Annotated in this window: 20 protein-coding genes and 1 tRNA gene; 15 read left to right on the top strand and 6 right to left on the bottom strand. The window is 36.5% G+C overall.

Annotation, left to right across the window (positions count from 1 at the left end; translation table 11 throughout):
* The first annotated feature begins 180 nt into the window (after positions 1 to 180).
* From WFN33_RS11275 to rpmE, 4 genes are all read left to right on the top strand, one after another.
* On the top strand, positions 181 to 2,376 hold the full coding sequence (locus tag WFN33_RS11275) for an AmpG family muropeptide MFS transporter (RefSeq protein WP_336953195.1): 2,196 nt from the start codon (positions 181 to 183) through the stop codon (positions 2,374 to 2,376).
* Between the two features lie 290 nt (positions 2,377 to 2,666).
* On the top strand, positions 2,667 to 3,068 hold the full coding sequence (gene gloA / locus WFN33_RS11270; protein WP_336953193.1) for a lactoylglutathione lyase: 402 nt from the start codon (positions 2,667 to 2,669) through the stop codon (positions 3,066 to 3,068).
* A gap of 538 nt (positions 3,069 to 3,606) precedes the next feature.
* The gene (locus tag WFN33_RS11265; RefSeq protein ID WP_336953192.1) at positions 3,607 to 4,587 is read left to right on the top strand and encodes a bile acid:sodium symporter family protein; all 981 of its coding nucleotides are present in this window, start codon (positions 3,607 to 3,609) and stop codon (positions 4,585 to 4,587) included.
* A gap of 237 nt (positions 4,588 to 4,824) precedes the next feature.
* Complete coding sequence (gene rpmE, locus WFN33_RS11260; protein WP_004721254.1) at positions 4,825 to 5,049, top strand: 50S ribosomal protein L31; 225 nt, start codon at positions 4,825 to 4,827, stop codon at positions 5,047 to 5,049.
* 132 nt (positions 5,050 to 5,181) lie between these two features.
* Here the strand turns inward: rpmE and WFN33_RS11255 are convergent, their stop codons facing one another.
* Genes WFN33_RS11255 through epmB form a run of 3 tightly spaced genes read right to left on the bottom strand, consistent with a single transcriptional unit; the run spans position 5,182 to position 10,180 of the window.
* Positions 5,182 to 7,416 (bottom strand): EAL domain-containing protein, encoded by a 2,235-nt coding sequence (locus WFN33_RS11255; RefSeq protein WP_336953191.1) that lies wholly within the window; start codon positions 7,414 to 7,416, stop codon positions 5,182 to 5,184.
* Complete coding sequence (locus tag WFN33_RS11250) at positions 7,398 to 9,149, bottom strand: GTPase (protein ID WP_336953190.1); 1,752 nt, start codon at positions 9,147 to 9,149, stop codon at positions 7,398 to 7,400. The genes WFN33_RS11255 and WFN33_RS11250 overlap by 19 nt, the downstream gene beginning before the upstream one ends.
* 14 nt (positions 9,150 to 9,163) lie before the next feature.
* Positions 9,164 to 10,180 (bottom strand): EF-P beta-lysylation protein EpmB, encoded by a 1,017-nt coding sequence (gene epmB, locus WFN33_RS11245; protein ID WP_336953188.1) that lies wholly within the window; start codon positions 10,178 to 10,180, stop codon positions 9,164 to 9,166.
* A 339-nt stretch (positions 10,181 to 10,519) separates the two neighbouring features.
* On the opposite strand from epmB, the gene efp reads away from it, so the two are divergent.
* The 8 genes from efp to WFN33_RS11205 all read left to right on the top strand — a co-directional run bounded on the left by efp (position 10,520) and on the right by WFN33_RS11205 (position 19,308).
* Positions 10,520 to 11,089 carry an elongation factor P gene (gene efp, locus WFN33_RS11240; protein WP_004721246.1) on the top strand — a complete coding sequence of 190 codons (570 nt, stop codon included), beginning with the start codon at positions 10,520 to 10,522 and terminating at the stop codon, positions 11,087 to 11,089.
* Positions 11,090 to 11,486: 397 nt separating this feature from the next.
* A complete protein-coding gene (locus WFN33_RS11235) occupies positions 11,487 to 13,586 on the top strand; it encodes a carbon starvation CstA family protein (RefSeq protein ID WP_336953186.1) in 2,100 nt (699 codons plus the stop codon).
* A 32-nt stretch (positions 13,587 to 13,618) separates the two neighbouring features.
* Positions 13,619 to 13,921, top strand: a complete 303-nt coding sequence (locus WFN33_RS11230; protein ID WP_004721243.1) for a YbdD/YjiX family protein — start codon at positions 13,619 to 13,621, stop codon at positions 13,919 to 13,921.
* A gap of 197 nt (positions 13,922 to 14,118) precedes the next feature.
* Entirely contained in the window at positions 14,119 to 15,144 is a 1,026-nt protein-coding gene (locus WFN33_RS11225) for a 2-dehydropantoate 2-reductase (RefSeq protein WP_336953184.1), read from the top strand.
* A gap of 137 nt (positions 15,145 to 15,281) precedes the next feature.
* Positions 15,282 to 16,241, top strand: coding sequence for an AAA family ATPase (locus tag WFN33_RS11220; protein WP_336953182.1), 960 nt, complete (start codon positions 15,282 to 15,284; stop codon positions 16,239 to 16,241).
* A gap of 12 nt (positions 16,242 to 16,253) precedes the next feature.
* Positions 16,254 to 17,162 (top strand): DUF58 domain-containing protein, encoded by a 909-nt coding sequence (locus WFN33_RS11215; protein WP_336953180.1) that lies wholly within the window; start codon positions 16,254 to 16,256, stop codon positions 17,160 to 17,162.
* A gap of 9 nt (positions 17,163 to 17,171) precedes the next feature.
* Entirely contained in the window at positions 17,172 to 19,187 is a 2,016-nt protein-coding gene (locus WFN33_RS11210) for a transglutaminase family protein (RefSeq protein ID WP_336953178.1), read from the top strand.
* Positions 19,188 to 19,231: 44 nt separating this feature from the next.
* Positions 19,232 to 19,308, top strand: a tRNA-Val gene (locus WFN33_RS11205).
* A 162-nt stretch (positions 19,309 to 19,470) separates the two neighbouring features.
* Here WFN33_RS11205 and WFN33_RS20435 read toward each other — a convergent pair.
* On the bottom strand, positions 19,471 to 19,563 hold the full coding sequence (locus tag WFN33_RS20435) for a lysozyme inhibitor LprI family protein (protein ID WP_419327541.1): 93 nt from the start codon (positions 19,561 to 19,563) through the stop codon (positions 19,471 to 19,473).
* 260 nt (positions 19,564 to 19,823) lie between these two features.
* Between WFN33_RS20435 and WFN33_RS11200 the strand changes: the two genes are divergently transcribed.
* Genes WFN33_RS11200 through WFN33_RS11190 form a run of 3 tightly spaced genes read left to right on the top strand, consistent with a single transcriptional unit; the run spans position 19,824 to position 21,087 of the window.
* Positions 19,824 to 20,180 carry a hypothetical protein gene (locus WFN33_RS11200; protein ID WP_336953176.1) on the top strand — a complete coding sequence of 119 codons (357 nt, stop codon included), beginning with the start codon at positions 19,824 to 19,826 and terminating at the stop codon, positions 20,178 to 20,180.
* Positions 20,181 to 20,212: 32 nt separating this feature from the next.
* Positions 20,213 to 20,569, top strand: coding sequence for a hypothetical protein (locus WFN33_RS11195; RefSeq protein ID WP_336953174.1), 357 nt, complete (start codon positions 20,213 to 20,215; stop codon positions 20,567 to 20,569).
* Between the two features lie 32 nt (positions 20,570 to 20,601).
* Positions 20,602 to 21,087 (top strand): hypothetical protein, encoded by a 486-nt coding sequence (locus tag WFN33_RS11190; RefSeq protein ID WP_336953172.1) that lies wholly within the window; start codon positions 20,602 to 20,604, stop codon positions 21,085 to 21,087.
* Positions 21,088 to 21,505: 418 nt separating this feature from the next.
* Here WFN33_RS11190 and WFN33_RS11185 read toward each other — a convergent pair whose 3' ends face one another.
* Both WFN33_RS11185 and WFN33_RS11180 read right to left on the bottom strand, forming a co-directional pair.
* Positions 21,506 to 21,721 carry a hypothetical protein gene (locus tag WFN33_RS11185; RefSeq protein ID WP_336953265.1) on the bottom strand — a complete coding sequence of 72 codons (216 nt, stop codon included), beginning with the start codon at positions 21,719 to 21,721 and terminating at the stop codon, positions 21,506 to 21,508.
* On the bottom strand, positions 21,715 to 21,939 hold the full coding sequence (locus WFN33_RS11180; protein ID WP_336953170.1) for a hypothetical protein: 225 nt from the start codon (positions 21,937 to 21,939) through the stop codon (positions 21,715 to 21,717). Before WFN33_RS11180 ends, WFN33_RS11185 begins: the two co-directional genes overlap by 7 nt.
* Between the last annotated feature and the right edge of the window lie 85 nt (positions 21,940 to 22,024).

The raw sequence follows: 22,024 nt of genomic DNA, 5'->3' as shown, positions 1-22,024 counted from the left end.
GGTGAAATCCAAAACTTATATGGGTTGAAAAGTTAAAGGTATACAGGATTGGGGGTAAAGATCAAGCGCCAAAAGCGGAAATATCTGTAAAAGCGCTCATCAGTTGCATAAAAGTGATTGAAACTCTAAGCATTAAGCGGTTGAATAGCACTATTTCATTTTTCAGAAAATAACAACGCAATGACAACGCAATTATCTCAGCAATCAGCTGAGCAGAATTCCACAGCAAAAAAAGGATGGAAATCTGCTTTTGCCGCTTTTATCGATCGGCGTGCTGCAATTATGCTCTTTCTTGGGTTTTCGGCAGGTATTCCCATTCTGCTAATTTTCTCAAGTTTATCTTTATGGCTAGGTGAGGCCGGAATTGAAAAAAGTGCAGTGACTTTTTTTAGTTGGGCTGCGCTAGGCTATTCTTTTAAATTTGTATGGGCGCCACTGATTGATGAATTACCCGTCCCGATACTCACCAAAAGACTGGGGCGGCGACGCGCATGGTTGTTGATTGCACAAGTACTAATTATCTGTGCGATTTGTATTATGGCGTTTTCTGATCCCGCTTTGGGCCAAAGTTATATTTACCAAATGGCTGTGGGGGCTGTATTACTGGGGTTTTCCGCAGCAACACAGGATATTGTGATTGATGCCTATCGAATTGAGCTGGCTGAAACTGAGATGCAAACGGTGTTGGCATCGACCTATAACGCAGGCTACCGTTTAGGGATGATTCTTGCTGGTGCGGGCGCTTTATTCCTTGCTGCTTCTTTGGGAACTGCAAAAGGGAACTATATTTATGAAGCATGGAAATATACTTATTTAACGATGGCACTGGTGATGCTGGTGGGCATTATCACAACCTTAGTGATTCGAGAACCCTTGGTTAATCGAGTTGATAAACACTATAAAAATATTGATTACTATCGTTTGGTTTTGGTTTTTATCTTGGCTGTGGCGAGTTTTGTTTGTTTATATATTTACTCTGATGACATGGTTCAATATTTACAAGCGACTTGGAAAGTCGAAGACAACTTGCTTAAGTTTTTAATGGAAGCTGTGCGCTTTTTAGGCTCAGGTCTCGGTGCAATTCTTGTTGCTACATCGTTGATACGTTTTGGTGTCGTTAATAAAAAGATGGCCTATGAGACTTGGGTTAACCCGATTGCTGATTTTTTTAAGCGTTATGGGGTAAAACTGGCATTGGTTTTACTGTTATTGATTGGTTTTTATCGAATTTCAGACATTATTGCTGGTGTTATTTCGAATGTTTTCTATCAAGATTTAAACTTTACCAAAGAACAAATTGCAGAAGCTGTTAAAATTTACGGGGTGATTTTTAGTCTATTGGGTGGTTTTTTAGGGGGGTTACTTGCACAACGTATGAACATTATGAAATTGATGTTTGTGGGTGCAGTTTTAGCAAGCTCAACTAATTTAATATTTATTGGATTGGTGAAATCTGGTGCACCGATGCAAGCAGTATCTGTACAGATTGGCGATAAGAAATTTCAAGCTCAACCTGATGAAGTAGGTTATTGGAAGGTTTCTGTGCCTGGTCAGGACTTGATAGGGGAAAATACCATTCATATTAAAGCAGCATTGGTTAATCAGGCTGTTGCAAATGAATATACGGTGCCCTATCTAAAAGAAGAAGCCAAGGCTCAAATTCAATTATTGCCTATCACTAGTGATAATCAATTATCTGCAACAGAAGCGAAGCAAAGTATTGTGGTTAAGGGGCAGATTGCGGGAATACCTGTATCTGAGCTTAATCCAGATCAGCCGATTACACTTAAACTCGATGACAAAACATACCCAGCAAAATTAGATAGAGATGGTTTATTTAGCGGTGCGATTGATGGTAAAGCTTTATATGCTTCTGGCACAAAAAACGTGATAGCTGTGGTAAACTATCAACAAACAAAAGCAGCATTGAGTACTCAACAAAGCTATCAATTAACAGCGATAAAAAGTGATATCGATGTAGATATTCAACCACTTCCAGTGATCAAAGCAGATTCATCTGCAGCCGTTGAGATTAAGGGTAAAGTGATTGAAAAATATAGTTCTGGTTGGCTGTATTTTGCTATCGTTGTTGATAATTTAGCTTCGGGTTTAGCGGGTGCAGCATTTATAGCGTTCTTGTCTAGTTTGACCAGTGTGTCATTTACAGCAGTTCAATATGCGATCTTTAGTTCATTGATGACGCTTACACCTAAGATTTTAGGTGGCTATTCTGGAACAATTGTTACCCACATTGGTTATCCTAAATTCTTTTTAATGACCACCTTAATTGGTATTCCAATCCTATTGCTTGTGTTATGGGTTGGAAAATTGTTGCGACAACATCAAGCGCAAAAGATGAATCAATCCATCGAGTAAGCGACTGAATTACTCAAGATAGATTTATGAGGATAACAAGAAGCCTATTTTATCTTATAGATAAAATAGGCTTCTTTAACAGGATGAGAGTTTGAACCATTGGATTGCTAACACATTCAAATAGTTTATTCTAAAGATAAAGTTGTAGTGTTCTTCTAAAATAAGCTGTTATTGCTTAAAAATAATCCAGAAGATTGTCTCATTGATCTGACAAAATATAGATAATTTGAAATATTGAATTGTATTGCCTATATTGGCAGATAATATCTGACTAAACAGGAAAATAAATCATGCGCATGTTGCATACCATGTTACGAGTAGGCAATTTAGAACAATCTTTAGCGTTCTATACTGAAGTTCTCGGTATGACATTACTTCGTAAACGTGATTATGAAGAAGGGCGGTTTACTTTAGCATTTGTGGGTTATGGTGATGAAGAGCATCATACTGTATTAGAACTTACCCATAACTGGGATACTGCAAGTTATCAATTAGGCAATGCCTATGGACATATTGCTATTGGTGTCGATGATGCCTATAAAGCCTGTGAAGAGATCAAAGCACGTGGTGGTAATGTGGTACGTGAAGCGGGTCCTATGAAGGGTGGTGTCACAGTCATTGCTTTTGTTGAGGATCCAGATGGCTATAAAATTGAATTGATCCAACAAGATCAAGATGCTCGAAATAATTAGGGGCCGTTGACAATTTGTCTACGTTTGCGACTAGGTGTGTTTTTTAGGCGATACTAGGCGCGAGATACGAAATTTAGCCATTCTAAATGATGAAAAACATCGTTTGGCAAGGTAACAATGTACCGGTAAAAACATGCTAGTCCCCGCTGTGCCTTGCGTTGCAAACAAAGCCGTGCTTTGTTCTTGCTCAGGGTTGTGGCTAAAATTATCTCAGCCTATGTTATGGAACTCGAAAATAGTCTCGCTATTCTCTTCATGCTTTACGACGTATACGTCTCATGCTCAATTTTAACCTACAACGCAAGCCATTTATGAAATGTCTACAGCCCCCATCATTAAAAAAATGATGAGGGTCTATTGCTTATTTAGCAAAGAAATATCAATAGGCCTTAAATTAACTTGAGATGTGTCGTAAATAAATAGTGAATATTTAGCCAAATGAATAGCTTTATTTATTTCGCTCAGTAAGATTGAATTTTACCTGGTAGTAAAATTTAACTACTGGGCTTTTTCATGTTTAGAATACAGGACGTTGCTTATGAAAATGTTGAAATTATTAGCATTAGATCGCTTTACGATACTTTTAATCGCAATGGTGGTTTTAGCTTCTATTTTTCCGATTTCAGGACAGGCAGCGCTTATCTTTGGAAAAATCACTACAATTGCAATTGCGATTTTATTTTTCCTACATGGCGCAAAATTATCACGTGAAGCCGTGATTGAGGGGGTTTTGCATTGGAAATTGCACGCACTGGTTTTTGCTTTTACCTTCTTAGTTTTCCCACTATTGGGCCTAATGGCAAAACCTGTGCTTGAACCTTTGCTTGGACAACAATTGTATTGGGGTTTTCTGTTCATGTGCTTTTTGCCATCGACAGTACAATCATCCATTGCCTTTACCTCTGTTGCAAAAGGCAATGTGGCAGCGGCAGTGTGTAGTGCCTCCTTCTCCAACCTGATTGGTATGTTTATTACTCCGATTTTAGTGAGCTTATTCATTTTTGGTCAATCTAAACATAATTATGACCCAACATCTTCTATTATAGAAATTACCTTATTGCTGTTGGTTCCATTTGTATTAGGACAAGTATTACGCCCGTATGTATTCCCACTCATGCAAAAAATGCCAAAGATCGTCAAGGTTTTCGATCAAGGCTCTATTTTGATGGTGGTCTATGGTGCATTTAGTGGGGCAGTAGTTGCTGGTTTATGGCATCAGGTCAGCTTATCTACATTGATCTATCTAACCTTAGCATGTTCAATTCTACTCACAGTGATTATGTTGTTGGCTTTGTATGTTCCAAAATGGCTTGGTTTTAGTAAAGCAGATCAGATTTCGATATTCTTCTGTGGCTCGAAGAAAACTCTTGCCAGTGGTGTACCTATGGCGCAGATTCTATTTATTGGACAGCCCTTAGGCATGATAGTTTTACCGATAATGATTTTCCATCAAATCCAGTTAATGGTTTGTGGAGTGATTGCTAACTATTGGTCTAAGCAAAACCATACTGATGAGTAAATTATATTGATTTTTAATCAAGTGGCTCGCAATTTATATATTTTTCAAGTATAATCTTGCCCACTTGTTGTGCTTAGCTCTGACGCTTATAGTCTCGGTGGGCCAAAAGAAATGGTCTGTTATGGTGTTAATCTGCTGATTTAGAATTTAAATCTGCTTTCCTCAAAGTTTTATTAGATTTTGAGAGTGGTTAATTGCGATGACAGCTAAACCTTTCTTAACTTAGGAGAATCGACCATGCGTGCCGATATTCACCCAAAATATGAAAAATTAGTTGCTACTTGTTCATGTGGTAACGTTATCGAAACTCGTTCAGCTTTAGGTAAAGAGACACTTTATTTAGACGTATGTTCAGCTTGTCACCCATTCTATACTGGTAAACAGAAGAATGTTGATACTGGTGGCCGTATCGATAAATTCAAACAACGTTTTGCTGGTATGTCACGTTCTGTTAAACGTTAATACGACAAAACATAAAAAACGGGCTAAAGCCCGTTTTTTTTGTTGCTGAATTTTATCCAGTTTTAATCTATTTATGTTATCAATTAAAAAGGTTGAGTTTTTTAGGCGCTCAACCTTTTTTGATATTATGCTTTATTGATCTTGGACGTCAGTTAAATGGTCCAATTTTTTCTGAAAATATTCACCTTGTAAGTATCTTACATCTACATTCCAAGCATTTGCAAAAGAGTTCATATCATTTAAATTTTTCAGCAAAAATTCAATTGGTTTAATAGTGTGATATTTTTCCAGGGTATGTTGGAATTGAGTCATGCTGGCCTCACTATTCATCTGCTGCGTAAACTTCTCATCCAGTGTTAACAAACTTACATCCAATTGTTTTAAGATAGCTTCACTTGAAATACTAGAACCAAAACGTCGAATTGAAATTTCGGCACCATGATCACGTAAAACACCAATTTGCTTGTGAGATTCAATGATATTTTTTGCTATATCCTCTTCATCAAATTGTAAAATCAGAGGATGGGATTGACGGCTTCCAACAATCGTTAAGAGTTTAGAAATAAGCTCAGGGAACTGCTTGTCGTGAAATAGGACATGGCGATTTAAATTAACGATTAATTTTGCTTCTGGATACTGGGTGATAAAGTTATGTAATTGCTTACATGCTTCAACTAATATCCAGCGATCTAATTTAATTGAAAGTTCAATATCATCATCTAAATCAATTAAATTACTTACTTTTTTCCACTGATTTTCAAAAATAAAACCGCTACTAACCTCATAAGTATTTAAATTACTATCTTGTTTGTCATAAAGTTGTTGGTATTTTAGCTGAATCTCACTTTTTTCAAGAGATTGTGCAATTTGACCAAGAATAGCGGAGGCTTTAAAGATATGAGCCGCTGGAGTTTCTTTAATTTGTTCTTGTTTCTCTACCAATGTATTTTCAAGCTGAGATTTTGCTGTAGGTTCAATCGGGTCACTTTGTAGCTGCAATGGTTCAGCATCTAACTTTTGTTCAACCAATGACAATTCAATTTTAGTGTCTTGTAAAGTTGCGGTTAATTGTTGGTCTGATACAGACTCTTTTTTTGCTAAACGATGATCATAGGCTTGTTCTAAAACATCCTCAAAATTTGCTTCTGTAAAGTTGTTTTGCTGTATATTTGAATATCCAATCTTAATATTCAGTGGATAAGTATGACTATCGATCTCAAGTAATTGTGGCTTTTCTAAAGCATGAAGTCCATGGATGCGTGACTCTAAAATCGTCTCTGATTCTGCTTGTAAAATAACAGCATACAATAACATATCAATTTGATATACTGTGCTATTGGTTTGTTCTTGAATAAAATTTTTAAAGCCTTCTAAGTACTGAATAGCTGTTTTCCAAGGCGAAGTTAAAATATTCTCAGGACAAGCGGCGAAGCTAAAAAGGACTAAAGCATTAGATTTAGCGGGTTGATTAATTAAAGCATACTGAATTTTTTGGTAACTACTAGCGACACTACTCATTCCTTTTTTAGCAGAGTCGAATGAGTGAGCTTGAGAGGCTTGACTTGTAGAATTGTTCTCAATGGTGATTTGAATACAGTCTTCTTCATCTGAAGGAAGAAACTCAATTTTCAAAGGATTTTCTGATTTAGCATCGCTATTCAGGGTATCTATTTCAAAACGTGCTAAATCAAAATTACCTTGAGAAATCTTTTTAAAACGTTGTTTAAAATCATGGATATTCTTAGGCTTTAAAATATCTAATAAAGGCAATCCAATAATTTCTGCTTCATCTTTTAGACCAAACAATTTCAGATATTCAGTATTGGCTTGGGTATGAATACCTTCCTGAATTAAGGCAATTGCTTTGTGCTGTTCTTCAACCAAGGCTTGAGCTTGGTTCTTGGCATTTTCAAGATCATTTAAAAGGTGTTTTTTCGCTTGTAAGGTGCGACTGTAAGACAGTGCACGAATTAAGCTAATATAAAAACGATCGGTATATTTTAAGTCAACTACATCATAGATGCCTTTTTGAATATAGGATTGATATTGGTTGGTTTGATAATCTTCAGGTTTTAAGAACAAAACAGGTAGATCAATATCAGCAGAGGCTTGAATCAATGTAATAGCTTGCTCAATTTTGATGTCATAAGCACGACCAAAAATAATCAAGTCCCATGAAGTATTGAGCTGTTTTTCAAAACTTTTTAAATCATCAAGTAATATCGCTTGTACTTGATGATTCTTACTTTGAAAAAGATCAATAATTTGATTATAACGAATTTGGTTATCATCAATAATGAGTAATCTAGTTTCAGACAGTTTTAATTTTTTCGATAATAATAGATTTCTCACTTTAAAGCTTCCCATACATCTTGATTATTCAAATTGGCTGATTGGTGTTGAATGAACTGATCTATACGATTATTTTCTTCATCATTGATCAATTCAAATTCGAACTGAATAAAGCTCTGGGTAATTAACAGTGTTTTTGTTAAATACACTTTAATTTCTTCAGTGTCTAAACGTAAATAAATGGCTTGCTGTTCTTTGAAGAACGGTAAATTTGGCAAAATAATAGAAATATTTGATTCATTCAAATTTTGTACTTGAACCATAAGACAAGGGTGGTAGTTAATGGTTGAGCGATCTGCTGGAACTTTTACTGCACATGGGTAAATATCTTGGGCTAAAACCTCTAGACCAACTTCATAGGTTTTTTTAACAGACTGTTTGATCCAACGAATGATTGCACCTTTCCATTTGTCATTGAGGCTTTCATTGACCAAGATAAATTCCCCTGTTCTTAAGTTTCGTGGGGTTTCATCTGACCATCGAATACGATAACCACTGACGCTAATGTCTAGTACTTGAGTTTGATAGATTTGTTTTGCTTCACGGTCTAAACTTTTAATTTGTCCTAAGTTTGATGCGGTGCTTGAGCCTGTTGAAATAGATGAATGGATATTGGATTCAGACTGAAATGCATAATTGTTATTTAAATTGAGTGTTTCATAGAAATTCTTAGCTTTGGATAAATAGAAATGCGCTGTTTGTAAGCTAAAGCAAATTTGAAGTTGTGCAGAGTATTCATAGCGCTCATGTTGACGTTCAGTTGTCGTACCCAAGACATTTTGCACATGAAACTTTAATGCAGCGGATAAATAGATCTGTTCATTTTTAGACAGATATTCATCTTTATGAATCGTTGAATTAATATGTTCCAGCAGATTCTGTGTAGAAATATACAAAGAAGTCCGAAAGTTAGCATGTTGTTTGCGATTGTAAATGGGCGGAACGTCTTTTGAGCCATCAATCACATAACGCGATAAACTGGTTTCTCTTGGTAATATTTGAATAAGTTTAACCCAATCAAATGTACATTGATAAAGCGCTTGTGTTTCTGTTGGACGAATCTGATGCGTATTAAAAATATCCAAAAGTAGTACTTGTGCATAGGCTTGCTGGATATTTTGAATGGTAAAATGTGTGCCTTGTAATTGATTGATATTAATATTAAATTCTTGATTCTTAACAGCGAGCTCATAAAGAAGGTGGGTGGTTAACCATTGATGGGTCAATGGACCACTGTAGAGCATTTGTTGCTGAACTAATAATAAACCAAGCTGTTCTAAAGCATAAAAGGTTGCAAGTGTACGTGCTGTCTGTAAATTTCGTTTTTCTTTGAAATTAAAAAATGAGAATTTATTTGAAACTAGTGTTTGATGACTTCTTCGCACAATATTGATGTACACGTTGGCAAAATAGGTGCGAATTCTAGAAGAAAGATCAATAATATGTTCAATACGCGCATTTTGAGAAAGACCTTGATTTAATATATTTTTTTCAAGGCTAGATAAAATACTTTCTGTAATTGGATGTAAAACTTGAATTAAGTCAAAGCGTAGCATTTCGCTACAATCTAATTCACTGATTTCACTTATGGCTTTTAAGACAGACTCTGAGGTGTCACCAAGTTGCATAATAGAAAGTGTGGCCACCCATGCATTGACAGACGCCACAGAGTTTTCTGCAAAACTTAGACTTTCTCGTTGTAGAACCGTGATATTTTGAAAAATTTCTGAAATTTCTTTATTTATCATGAGTATTTCAACTCTTAAAAGGTTGTGACTCCAAAAAGCGGTGTTTTATTATTCTCTCCCGCGACTTCTCGAACCAGTTTAGGAACTAGATAACCCGGTAAACTGGCCAATACATCCTTATAGATCTGATCAATTTTTTCCGCCCCTAAATCGAAATGATGTGCACCTTTTACCTTATCTAAAACATGAAGATAGTAGGGTAAAACTTGTGCTTCAAAAAGTCGTTGACTCAAATTAACAAGAGTTTGTGCAGAATCATTCACACCTTTAAGTAAGACTGCTTGATTCAACACAAGAATATTTTGTTTTGCTAAATGAGATAACTTTGAACAGGTCAAATTATCTAATTCTGCTGGATGATTTGAGTGTACCACTAGAATTACACGTAGCCTACTGTTTTTCAATAAAGAAACTAGCTCTTCATCGATTCTTTCTGGAATTACAATTGGAACTCGTGAATGAATTCGCAAGATTTTAATCTGACTGAGAGATTCTAGACGTTCTATCCAGATGGCTAATTTTCGATTAGATAGCGTCAACGGATCGCCACCACTCAAAATCACTTCATTAATTTCCGGATGATCTTCTAAATAGCCTTTAATGTTCAACCAATCTTCATTTTTAGGTAAATTGTCTTGATAAGGAAAATGACGACGAAAGCAATATCTGCAATGTACGGCACAAGCACCGGTAAGGGTAAGTAAAAAACGTGACTTATATTTGTGTAATAATCCAGGAATCTGATTGGCTTGTTCTTCATCAAGAGGATCTATGACAAAGCCTTCATGTTCTTCCATTTCAAGATGATGTGGTAAAACTTGTAGTAAAAGCGGATCTAGGGGGTTTCCAACCTCCATCTTTTTTACAAATGCGCGCGGTATACGTAGTTTAAATTGTCCAGACGCGAGGATAGCGCCAGACAGTAACTGGGCTTTAGAAAGTTCAAGTGTTTCTAACAGCTCTATTGGGTCAGTAATTAAATCACTGAGTTGAGATTGCCAATTTTGCTCTTGATATAAGTAATTTAACATGCCACGTGCGATAAATAGTTGGAGATAGGGAAAGCGGATTGTATTGCTTGTTCAGATTGAATTTGTCAGGTCCAATTTGAAATATTTCAATGGAAAAATGCTTTCAGTACAGTTGATTTGTATTGAACAGCAGTGAATCACCAATGAATCGAAGATTTTACCCTCAATCTGACCGAACATGGGTAATTTTTCATTGCTTCACGATGTATTGCTCATTTAGAATACGAAAAATGTAAAATACATTCTTTGCTGTTTGGAATGATCACTATCACAAATCGGGTGATTTGCTGATAGCATCGCAGTAGAGATTTAAATTAGTAAGTTCGGAGTGTGCCTTTCATGGCCTATTATTCTACAAATGATTTCAAAGCTGGCCTAAAGGTTATGCTTGATGGTAACCCATGTTCAATCATGGAAAACGAATATGTAAAACCAGGTAAAGGTCAAGCGTTTAACCGTGTAAAACTACGTAACCTAAGATCTGGCAAAGTATTAGAAAAAACTTTTAAATCAGGTGAATCTCTAGAAGCAGCTGATATTGTAGAAGTAGAAATGGATTATCTCTACAACGATGGCGAATTGTGGAACTTCATGGATCCCGTATCTTTTGAACAAATTGCTGCTGATAAAGTTGCAATGGGTGATGCTGCGAAATGGTTGAAAGACGATTCAAACGAAAAATGCACAATTATGCTATTTAATGGTATTCCATTAAACGTAAGTGCGCCAAATTTCGTTGTATTGAAAATCGTTGAAACTGATCCTGGTGTACGTGGTGATACTTCAGGTGGTGGTGGTAAACCAGCTAAACTTGAAACAGGTGCAGTTGTACGTGTTCCATTATTTGTACAGCAAGAAGAAAGCGTTCGTGTAGACACTCGTACTGGTGATTACTTAGAGCGTGCTTAAGCATTTTTTGAAAAATGAAGAAGCTGAGGGATGATGAAAATCATCCCTTTTTTATTGTATTTAGATTAGAGTTTGTATAAGCCTTTCTAAGGGTAAAAGCTTTTATAAAATAGAGAATAACGGCTAAATTTTCGACTAAAGTCGTAGAATGATAGCCCATAATTAATAGTAGAGTCAGATAGTCGAATTATTATATGAATGATAAAAATAACAAAGTCACGATTTAAGTCATTGTGATGTCATGCTAATAGTACATATTCAGATCAGTTTTAATGCCAAAGTCTTAGATGAAAACAAAAAAATGAGGAGTAGAGTCACCAAGGAATGAGTCACGGAAATGCATTACGCTTTATAAAAACAATGGAACTGCTTTTTGTAATCAAGATGTGAGGTTTTAATGGAAAATATTCAAACAAAATCATCACCCTTATCAAAATTGATCTGGGTGATTGTCGCCATAATTGGTGCAGTATCTTTTGGAATACTTGCGGTGAGCAAGGGTGAGCATGTCAATGCGGTTTGGCTAGTACTTGCAGCGGTATGTGTCTATAGCATTGCATATCGTTTTTATAGTTTATTTATTGCCAATAAAGTTTTTGAACTAAATTCTCGGCGATTAACTCCAGCACATCGTTTAGCAGATGGCTTGGATTATGTTCCGACCAATAAATATGTACTTTTTGGCCACCACTTTGCTGCTATTGCAGGAGCGGGGCCATTGGTTGGACCTATTCTTGCTGCCCAAATGGGTTATTTACCCGGAACAATTTGGCTTTTAGTCGGGGTTGTTCTTGCAGGTGCGGTTCAGGATTTTTTGGTTTTATTTATCTCTACACGTCGAGATGGCCGCTCACTTGGGGAAATGGCAAAGCAAGAGCTTGGTTCATTTGCTGGTGTTGTGGTCATGCTTGGTGCATTAGGCGTGATGATTATCATCCTTGCTGTATTGGCATTGGTAGTGGTAAAAGCACTTGCACATAGCCCATGGGGTGTGTTTAGTATTGCAGCGACGATACCAATTGCCTTATTTATGGGCATTTACATGCGTTATATCCGCCCAGGTAAGATTGCTGAAGTATCTATCATTGGTTTTGTTCTGATGATGGCTGCAATTGTTTATGGTGGAAATGTTGCCGCTGATCCTTATTGGGGACCATTCTTCACATTAACAGGAACACAACTCACTTGGGCTTTGATCATTTATGGATTCGTCGCTTCAGTATTACCTGTTTGGCTGTTATTAGCACCGCGTGATTATTTATCAACTTTCTTAAAAATTGGTGTAATTGCAGGTTTAGCAGTGGGTATTATGGTTGCAATGCCAATGTTAAAAATGCCGGCTGTTACGCATTTTATCGATGGTACAGGTCCTGTCTTTGCTGGATCCATGTTCCCATTCTTATTTATTACCATTGCTTGCGGTGCGATTTCTGGTTTCCATGCCTTAGTTTCGTCTGGAACTACACCTAAACTGATTGATAACGAAGTCAATATTCGTGTCATTGGATATGGCGGTATGTTAATGGAATCATTTGTTGCAATCATGGCAATGATTTGTGCAACAGTGCTTGAACCGGGTGTTTATTTTGCGATTAATGCGCCAGCGGCAGTATTGGGTACTACAGTAGAAAGCGCGGCAGAAGCAGTACGTACACTTGGTTTTGTGGTTACACCTGAAACATTGAGCTTGCTGGCAAAAGAAGTCGGTGAAAGTACGATTCTTTCGCGTACTGGTGGTGCACCAACATTTGCAATTGGTATGGCTCATATCATCACGGATATTTTCAATAATCGTTCAATGATGGCGTTCTGGTATCATTTTGCGATCTTATTTGAAGCGCTGTTTATCTTAACTGCAGTCGATGCTGGAACTCGCGCATGTCGTTTTATGGTACAGGATACGGTGGGTATCGTTGTTCCAGCACTTAAAAACTCACACAACTTCGTGGGGAATATGATCGGTACAGCGGTTGCTGTTGCGGGATGGGGCTTCTTTGTTTATCAAGGTGTAGTCGACCCACTTGGTGGTATTAACAGCTTATGGCCTTTGTTTGGTATTGGTAACCAAATGCTTGCGGCAATGGCTTTGATCTTAGGTACAGTGATTTTATTTAAAATGAAGAAAGAGAAATATGTATGGGTTACCATTATCCCAACAATTTTCTTATTCATTACCTGTATGACTGCGGGTTGGCAAAAAATCTTCCATACCAATCCTAAGATTGGATTCTTGGCTCAGGCGGATAAATTCTCAACAGCAATTGCCAATGGTGAAATTTTAAAACCAGCCAAAACACTTGAAGAAATGCAAACCATTGTATTGTCCAATCAAATCAATGCTGCACTATGTGCATTCTTTATGATTGTTGCGATTGTGATGCTGTTTGCCGCTATTGGCGCAATTCGTCGTGCATTGGCGAGTCCTACACCAACAGTAAATGAAGCTCCAGCGGTATATGCAGATCCTGAAGAAGTGTCTGTTTCTAAATCACACTAAGTTGATATTGCAGATAGAGTGAGAGGTGAGTGATGAAGCTTAAATTTGCTCAAGGTGGTAAAACGGTGATTTATAAAATCATCAAGATGACCATCATGTCGCAAAAGGAACTAATTTTTAATCCTAAAAATTGGTCTAGAATTGCAACATTATGGACACGCTTACAACAAAGTTTCCGTTTGATGGTGGGTGTTCCAGATTATCAAAATTATCTGGAACATATGAAAAAGCATCATCCCGATATGGATGCAATGGATGAAAAGACTTTTCATCGCTATTGTGTAGATGCCCGCTATCCAACAGCTGGTGGAACAATGAAGAAATGCCCATGTTGATGGAATGTATAAGTTGATTTAAAGCTTAAATAGAAACGGCACTTGGGTGCCGTTTTTTATTGAAGATGAGCGAAGTGATTTATCGGTTTAACGCAATAACAGCACACTTCATGATTAGACTTGTCGTATAACTGACAGTTGGCAAATTCTAACTCCGCTAAAATCATGTAATACATATAAATGAAAAGGAGACTGCTATGAAAATCTATATTTATGGTGCTGGTAGTATTGGATGTTATATTGGCGGTCGATTAGCAATGGTAGGTGCTGATGTGAGCTTTATTACACGTTCTCGTGTATATGAAGAATTAAGCACGTCTGGTTTAAAACTGACAGATTACACTGGTAAAACGATAAAAATCGCGGCAAATGATTTACAGCTCAGTGTTGATCCTAAAATAGTCACAGATGCTGATATTATTTTTGTATGTGTAAAGTCGGCTGCGACTGAGCAAGTTGCCAAGGAACTTTATGACAACTTGGGCGCACACAGACCCTATATTGTGAGTTTTCAAAACGGGTTGAGTAATGTTCCGATTTTAAAGCGGATTTTAAAACATCATTCGATTTTAGAAGGTATGGTGCCTTTTAATGTTGCAGTTCAAGCAGTTGGGCATTTTCATCAAGGGACATCTGGTGCGTTGCATGTGAAAGCGTATGCACAGCAACAGGATTTAGCCAAGCTTTTTAAACAAGCTGAATTAGGAATTGTTTTTGATCAGGATATGCTTGCAGTGCAATGGGCAAAAATTTTGCTGAATTTAAATAATTCAATCAATGCTTTATCAAAGTTACCGTTAAAACAACAATTGTCTAATCATCAATATCGACAATGCCTTGCTATGGCGCAACAAGAAACGTTATATCTCTTAGATTTAGCACAAATTAAGCCGGCCAAACTCACAGCAATTTCGGCACATCTATTGCCTAAAATAATCAGTTTGCCCGATTTCATTTTTAAAATATTAAGCCGTAAAATGTTGGCAATTGATCCCTTGGCGCGTTCATCTATGCAAGATGATCTGATGGCAGGGCGAACCACAGAAATGGACTGGATTAATGGTGAAGTCGTTCAGCTCGCCCAGCAGTTAGGTAAACAAGCGCCTATCAATAAAACCTTAATCGAATTGATTAAACAGGCTGAAATTTCAGGAAGTGAATTTTCAATTGGTGCAGATGATTTAAAAATAAAGTTAAAACATGCTGCAAAATTAAAATTTTAGTTGATGGGGGCTATAAATTTTGAAGTATATCTAATATTCAGCAAATGAAAATAAGGAATTATAGCAGTCAAGATTGAGTATTCCTTAAAACCGTGTATGTTAAGGAAGTTACAATAATTTTATTGGGGAAATATAAGGTGATTTGGGGAACAACACAAGTAAAGGCATCAGAACAACATAGTCCTGTAACAAATTTAGACCTCGTTCAGTTTTACCCCAAAATTGATGACTTTTTAAGTCAAATTAACCAAATTATTTTAGATAAAAGTCATCAGACTAAACTGGCGTTATGTAGTCTATTAGCTGGTGGACATTTACTTTTTGAAGATCTACCCGGACTTGGAAAAACCACCTTAGCCAGCAGTTTGTCACGTCTAGCAGGTCTCGATTTTCAACGGATTCAGTTTACCAATGATATGCTGGCAAGTGATGTGATTGGGATCAATATGTTTAATCAAAAAGAGCATCGATTTGAGTTTAAACACGGTCCAATCTTTACCCAAATTCTGCTTGCAGATGAAATTAACCGCTGTAGCCCTAAAACCCAAAGTGCTTTGCTTGAAGCAATGGAAGAGGGCAATGTCACTATAGATGGTACACGTTACTCTTTACCTCATCCATTTTGGGTGATTGCAACGCAGAACCCACTTTTTCAAAGTGGAACCTATAGTTTACCAGAGTCACAACTTGATCGTTTCTTAATGCGACTGTCTTTGGGGTATCCATCACGCGCAGCAGAAAAACTATTACTACAACAAAACTCACGACATGATTTGATTGAAAAGTTGCAAGTAATTTTTCAACATCAGGAAATTTTGCAATTACAATGTATGGTAAATCAAATTACATTAAGCGATGTGGTTTTTGAATATATGCTTGATTTAGCAGAAGAAACACGTAAAGGTCGTCATGGCTTATCTCCACGTGGATTATTGGCGTTAAAAAAATCAGCACAAGCCTATGCTTTGATTGAAAAAAGACAATTTGTAATTGCAGATGATGTACAAGCCGTATTTGTTGCTGTGGTGTCTCATCGTATAGGATTAGGTGAGTCTGAGACACGAGCGCTTATGCAAAAAGTTCCTGTAAAGGGCTAATTGGAAACGCTTATGTTAGGTCAACGATTTGTTAAATGGCTGCATCTTCGGTTTCGCTATACAGGAACTCGTACACTGAAACAAAACCAAGTGTTGGTTTTTATATACCAGCAGGGTTTTTTATATCTAGTCCTCATTCTGATTACTTTTATTGCTGGTATTAATTATGCCAATAATTTAATTCTTGGCTTTTGTTTTTTAATGAGTGCGATTTTATGTATTAGTTTCTATCTCAGTTTTAAACAATTACATGCGATTACATTAGACGTATTTGTCGATGAGGTGGGTAAGGTTAATGAAGTTTTTAAAGTGAAAGTAAACCTACAACAGGACCGTGCTACGCCTAAATTTTTAAACTTTAAATTTGATGAACAATTACAATCTTTTCTATTTGAAGAAAAACAACAAAGTTTTGAATTGAATTTTATCCCACAACAACGTGGCGAATTTTCAGTCCCCCCAATTCAAATTTACTCCACATATCCACTCGGTTTGGTGCGGGCATGGACCTATATTTATTTAACTGAAAGTTACTGGATTGCTCCTGAAGCGAAGCCTTTAACGCATCAATCACAGAATTATTCTAATACGGGCGAACCTGATTTAGATGAATTTAAAGAGTTAAGGACTTTTAAATCAGGTGATTCATTGCAAAGCATTTCTTGGAAACAGGCTGCGCGTGGACAAGGATTATTTGTCAAACAATTCGATGATTTGGTCGATACCCATGCGATGCAAATTGAATATAGCAAAATGCCAAGTGCAGACCATGAAGAGAAGCTGAGTTTTATGATGGAGTTGGTCGATCGATGTCATCAGACTGAAACGCCGTACAGCATTATTTTACCGCATGCACAAACTGAAAATGGGATTGGAGAACAGCACTATATTCATATCAAAACCTTATTGGCGCAAGCGTGAGGATGAACAATGAATAAATCGATACAAATTTCAATTTTAGTTGTGCTGAGTTTAATTTGGTTGGCACAACTGGCTTATATGCCTATTGCATTGTCTATTTTATTCCTCATTAATATAATGACTTTGGCGCTGTATTATGACAAAACTAATAAACATCAAGTCTATAATCTGCCTCGATTATTTACACAAATCCCAAAATTAGTTTTTGCACTTTTAGCTTTGCTCATCATTTATTTTGATTCACGCACATTTTTAGGCGTAGAAGCAGGGACAGCCGTTCTCTCCACTTTTTTATTTGCTAAAGCGCTTGAAACCAAATCAAAACGAGACTTCATTATTCTGTTTAACTTCGCTTTATTCGTCAGTGCCAGTTTGTTTTTACACAGCCAAGCCTTTTGGATGGCACTGTTAGTTTTGTGCTGTTTAATCAGTAGCTTGGTTGGGCTATATCGTGTACAAATCGTTAATTTTGAAATAGATCAACCGATTTTTCAGTCATTTAAAACTGATTCAATACATATTGTTAAATTTATTGCATTAGCTTTGCCATTCTTTGTTTTACTGTTTATGTTTTTCCCGCGGTTGCCACCACTTTGGCAAATCCCCATTCCCAATAATAAAGCGGTAACGGGATTGAGTGATCGCATGTCACCAGGTGATATCGCTGAGCTTTCACAGTCTAGTGCATTGGCATTTCGAATTATTGGCAATATGAAGCAATTACCAAACCGTAATGAACTATATTGGCGTGCGATGGTGCTTGATCGTTATGATGGTACAACGTGGACAAGTGAGTTTGCCAATAAACAGGTAAAAGCGTATTCCAAGATCGCAGGGCATCTTGATGGATTTCATTATCAATATCTTGCCAGTGATCCAAGTCAGCAATGGATTACCGGTTTAGAAAAGTCCATTCCAATAGAACAACGTTTTGAGTTACACCAAGATTGGTCGATTACACCTAAACGACTGGTACAGCGTACCCAGCCAATTGAATTGCAGTGGGTGGGGAGTCAGGTTAGAGATATTCAAGATGCACATTTTGAACAGATGATGCTGAAAAACAACCTCAGTTATCCCAAAAAGAATGATCTACAGGCCCAGAAGTTTGCTTTAAATCTGTATCAGCAGAGCCAGTCCAATCATGAAGCTTATATTCAGAATGTATTGAACTGGTACAAGAAAGAAAATTTTGTTTATACACTTGCACCAGGAAGGTTGGGGAATAACCGCATTGATGAGTTCCTATTTCAATCACGGCAGGGGTTTTGTGAACATTATGCCTCAAGCTTTGTCTTGCTGATGCGTTATGTTGGAATTCCAGCGCGTGTAGTCACAGGCTACCAAGGCGGTGAGTTGTCTCCTGATGGTCAAAGTTGGGAAGTACGCCAGTTAGATGCACATGCTTGGGCTGAGGTTTACCAACACGGGCAATGGCAACGCATTGATCCAACAGCCATCATTGCACCAACACGTATTGATCGTGGTATGCAAAATGTGATGAATGATGATCGTTCGATTTTTGGTGATGCGGGTTATTCAAATTTGCGTTTTCAGCATTCATCGCTGCTTAGAACATTGCGTGTTTGGAGTGACTATGCTGGTTTTCAATGGCAGAGTAAGGTTGTCGGTTACGATGCAGAGAAGCAAAGCGACTGGATGAAGAAACTTGGCTTAACATCGGCCTATAGTTATGGTTTGGTTTTAATTTTTGGAATTCTTGGATTACTGTTGATCTATTGGGGCGTGACGCAATTTTGGCGCATTCGTCAAATGTCAGGACTTGAGCGAATCATTGCTCAATTTAATCATCAATTATCTGTGGTTGATCAAAAAGCAGAAGCAGAAACGTTTCAACAATGGATGCAGCGTTTAACCTTGCGGGCTGAACAAAAACATCTGTTTGAGCAAGTGAATCAGATTTTTCAAAAAATTGTCTATTTAGGTAATGAAAATCAACAGGATATTAAAAATATCAAGAAATTGCTTAAAGAGTGTGCGAATGCATTAAAAGTGAAGAAATAAGGCTTGTCATCTTATTAAAAAATGAATAATATTCTCAGCACTTCAGGTGTATAGCTCAGTTGGTTAGAGCGCTACGTTGACATCGTAGAGGTCTCCAGTTCGAGTCTGGATATACCTACCAAGATATTAAAGTCATATAAACTCAAATAGCTTTGTATGATTTAAAAAATCCCTAAATTATAATGATTTAGGGATTTTTTATTGCTTTATATAAACTATCATAAACACATACAGCAGATCGATCCTTGTATCATCGTGTGTATGTGTATCATGGTTGAATAACTTAACTCATGATACAGTCTGCTTCTTTAAATTGCACCCAAAGCCTTTGAGCTTTTATTAGTTGCTGCTTATAGTCAGGTTCAAGAGTTTTTATTTACTCTGATATATTAAAATCAGTTTCTTTGCTGCCGAGTTTAATTTCTTAGAATAGCATATCTCTAATATTTGTAGAGGATACCAATTCAAGGCAATCTTTAGCAATTACTGAACAGCTTATAAGGCTTATTAAGCTAAAAAAGATAATATGTTTCATGAAAAATATTCCCCCGAGTTTCTAGTCATTTATAAATTAACTGCATCTTGTTCTTTTCAGTAAAAAATCTATCTTAGAGTGAATAAAAAAGGGATCCATAAATGAAAAAACTAATTTTAATTGCTTGTTGTATGTTTAGTGTTGGGGCATGGGCAAGTTGTGAAGATTTGAACAGAATAGCTGATAAAAAAGGCATACATTATGGAACTGAATACAGCTTTGTTGTTAAAGGACCAAAGGGACATAGAGCATACTTTCATTCTGCACCGGCGAATAAATGTAAATATGCTAAGACTTACTTAATTCCTAATGATTCAGTGGTTGGTTATCAAAAGTTTACTAATGATAACCACAATTGGATCTATGTGATGTATGGCTCTAAAGATAGAGTTTATACTTCAGGATGGATTAAAGAAAATGACTTAAAAATATCTGATCGTATCAGTCCTATTAATTAATCAAGTAAGCACACTTTTAGAGATGAAAATAAATGAAAAAACTAATAATTCTTACCCTTTTATTAAGCGGCGGGGCTTGGGCTAAGACATGTGATTACCTATCGAAGATAGCAGATGATAATGGCATGCATTACGGAACAAAGTATTCCTATACAGTTCAAGGTACAAAGGGATTTAGATCATATTTTCATTCAGCACCATCAAGCGAATGTAAGTTGAAAGGTGTATTTATTATTCAGAATGATTCAGTTATAGCTTATCAGGAATTTAAGAACGAAAATCAAACTTGGCTTTATGTAATGTATATAGATAAAAACGGCAATGATACTTCAGGTTGGGTTAAAGCTAAAGATTTTAAATTATTTGGTCGCCTTAGTCCTATCAATTAATCAAGTAAACACAATTTTAGAGAAGCAAACAAATGAAAAAACTATTCCTTTTAACTCTTTTAATTAGTGGTGGGGCTTGGGCTAATGCTCCATACAAAGCTACAACCGAATGCCAATTTGATTATGATGATTTCAACTTTTGCTCAAAAGTAAACGTGGCTAAATACAAAAATGCTCTAAAAACACAAAAACCTAATTTTAACCAAAAGTACATTCTTCTCAACCTAAGCTCATCACCTCAAATATTTAGATTTATTGCTTTAGATACAAAAAATGGCTTAGCTTTACCTTTAAGAGATGGAATTCTAGGTTTTAAAGATAAAAAAGGAGATTTAACAGGAAAACCTCCCGTAACCCAATACTCAGTTAATAATTCACTCTTATGCACTCAAGGAAGTATTTTTGCTTATCGAGATGATTATGATAATGTAAAAACATGTTATTCAATTCAAGATAATGAATACTCTGAATATGGCAAAGAGTTCAAAAGATCAGATACACCAGTGAGTATTAATTAACTAAACCTTCACTCCCTTAGAATTTCTAGTCATTTGCAGATTAACAGCGTCTTGTTCATTACGAACATTTCGAGTTGCCAACATCGGATCAGAATTACCGCTAACGTGAATATCTGTTTTCTAATTGATATTCACATTACGATTAGATGACTGAGTATTATAGAAATTAGGAAAGACAGGTTTAATATTGTCTGGAATTTCTGCATTTTGAGCAAATTTAGAAAGTATCTCCTTGTTAATCGGAGTTTTAGGCTTTGATGGGTTATCTGATTGAGATACATTGTTAAGACTAAGGCGCTGACTAACATCTTTGACCATGGTAAAATTTTTAGATACATAGTTTTATAGGAAGCATAAACTGAATTTTTAAGAACTGAAAAAACATTTCAGGAGTTTTTGCACCTTTAGCTGTTTTATATCATCCTGCTTTTGCTATTGTTTTTATATAGTCATCTGCAAATTGTTCAGGGCTGTCATAAACTCTGTAAGGGTCGTAGGACTTTTCTATTTTATCCCATGCTCTCACCGTTTTTCCTTTCCAAGAAGAACCTGCCATAATATTTCCCAAATTAAATTTTGCCCCTGGATTTATATGTTCTCCCCACCCAGTTTCACCTGAAAATTGAGCTAATATATACTCTGGTTTAACATCAAATGTTTTCCGATTCTAACTACCATGCCCCAATAAGTTTTTAAAAAATCTATTTGCTTTTTACCTTTAGCCCCTTCTTTAATCGCTGCTTTATCCGAATATTCGTTATTCGACTGAGTTCTCGCATTAACATCACCAGCTACAACATTCGCCATTCCAACAATTGCATTCACTCCAGCTAAAGCCGTTTTTTGAAGCATTTGGATTGTTTGTTATTTAGTATTATCTGTACTGGATTTTTCAGCATCAAGTGTTGCTTGAGCTTCTTTATTACCAATAAAGCTA

The organism is Acinetobacter sp. AS167 (assembly GCF_037152175.1).
In the GTDB taxonomy this organism is placed as follows: Bacteria; Pseudomonadota; Gammaproteobacteria; order Pseudomonadales; family Moraxellaceae; genus Acinetobacter.
The sequence above is the reverse complement of the archived record's forward strand: the minus strand, read 5'-3'. Positions and strand labels throughout refer to the sequence as shown.

Excerpts from the sequence above, each read along its gene's own strand:
- WFN33_RS11250 (WP_336953190.1), bottom strand. The coding sequence starts at position 9,149 with ATGATAAATAAAGAAATTTCAGAAATTTTTCAAAATATCACGGTTCTA.
- epmB (WP_336953188.1), bottom strand. The coding sequence starts at position 10,180 with ATGTTAAATTACTTATATCAAGAGCAAAATTGGCAATCTCAACTCAGT.
- WFN33_RS11215 (WP_336953180.1), top strand. The coding sequence starts at position 16,254 with ATGTTAGGTCAACGATTTGTTAAATGGCTGCATCTTCGGTTTCGCTAT.
- WFN33_RS11255 (WP_336953191.1), bottom strand. The coding sequence starts at position 7,416 with ATGGGAAGCTTTAAAGTGAGAAATCTATTATTATCGAAAAAATTAAAA.
- WFN33_RS11195 (WP_336953174.1), top strand. The coding sequence starts at position 20,213 with ATGAAAAAACTAATAATTCTTACCCTTTTATTAAGCGGCGGGGCTTGG.
- WFN33_RS11200 (WP_336953176.1), top strand. The coding sequence starts at position 19,824 with ATGAAAAAACTAATTTTAATTGCTTGTTGTATGTTTAGTGTTGGGGCA.
- rpmE (WP_004721254.1), top strand. The coding sequence starts at position 4,825 with ATGCGTGCCGATATTCACCCAAAATATGAAAAATTAGTTGCTACTTGT.
- WFN33_RS11190 (WP_336953172.1), top strand. The coding sequence starts at position 20,602 with ATGAAAAAACTATTCCTTTTAACTCTTTTAATTAGTGGTGGGGCTTGG.
- WFN33_RS11210 (WP_336953178.1), top strand. The coding sequence starts at position 17,172 with ATGAATAAATCGATACAAATTTCAATTTTAGTTGTGCTGAGTTTAATT.
- WFN33_RS11230 (WP_004721243.1), top strand. The coding sequence starts at position 13,619 with ATGAAGCTTAAATTTGCTCAAGGTGGTAAAACGGTGATTTATAAAATC.
- efp (WP_004721246.1), top strand. The coding sequence starts at position 10,520 with ATGGCCTATTATTCTACAAATGATTTCAAAGCTGGCCTAAAGGTTATG.
- WFN33_RS11275 (WP_336953195.1), top strand. The coding sequence starts at position 181 with ATGACAACGCAATTATCTCAGCAATCAGCTGAGCAGAATTCCACAGCA.
- WFN33_RS11265 (WP_336953192.1), top strand. The coding sequence starts at position 3,607 with ATGAAAATGTTGAAATTATTAGCATTAGATCGCTTTACGATACTTTTA.
- WFN33_RS11180 (WP_336953170.1), bottom strand. The coding sequence starts at position 21,939 with ATGCTTCAAAAAACGGCTTTAGCTGGAGTGAATGCAATTGTTGGAATG.
- gloA (WP_336953193.1), top strand. The coding sequence starts at position 2,667 with ATGCGCATGTTGCATACCATGTTACGAGTAGGCAATTTAGAACAATCT.
- WFN33_RS11225 (WP_336953184.1), top strand. The coding sequence starts at position 14,119 with ATGAAAATCTATATTTATGGTGCTGGTAGTATTGGATGTTATATTGGC.
- WFN33_RS11235 (WP_336953186.1), top strand. The coding sequence starts at position 11,487 with ATGGAAAATATTCAAACAAAATCATCACCCTTATCAAAATTGATCTGG.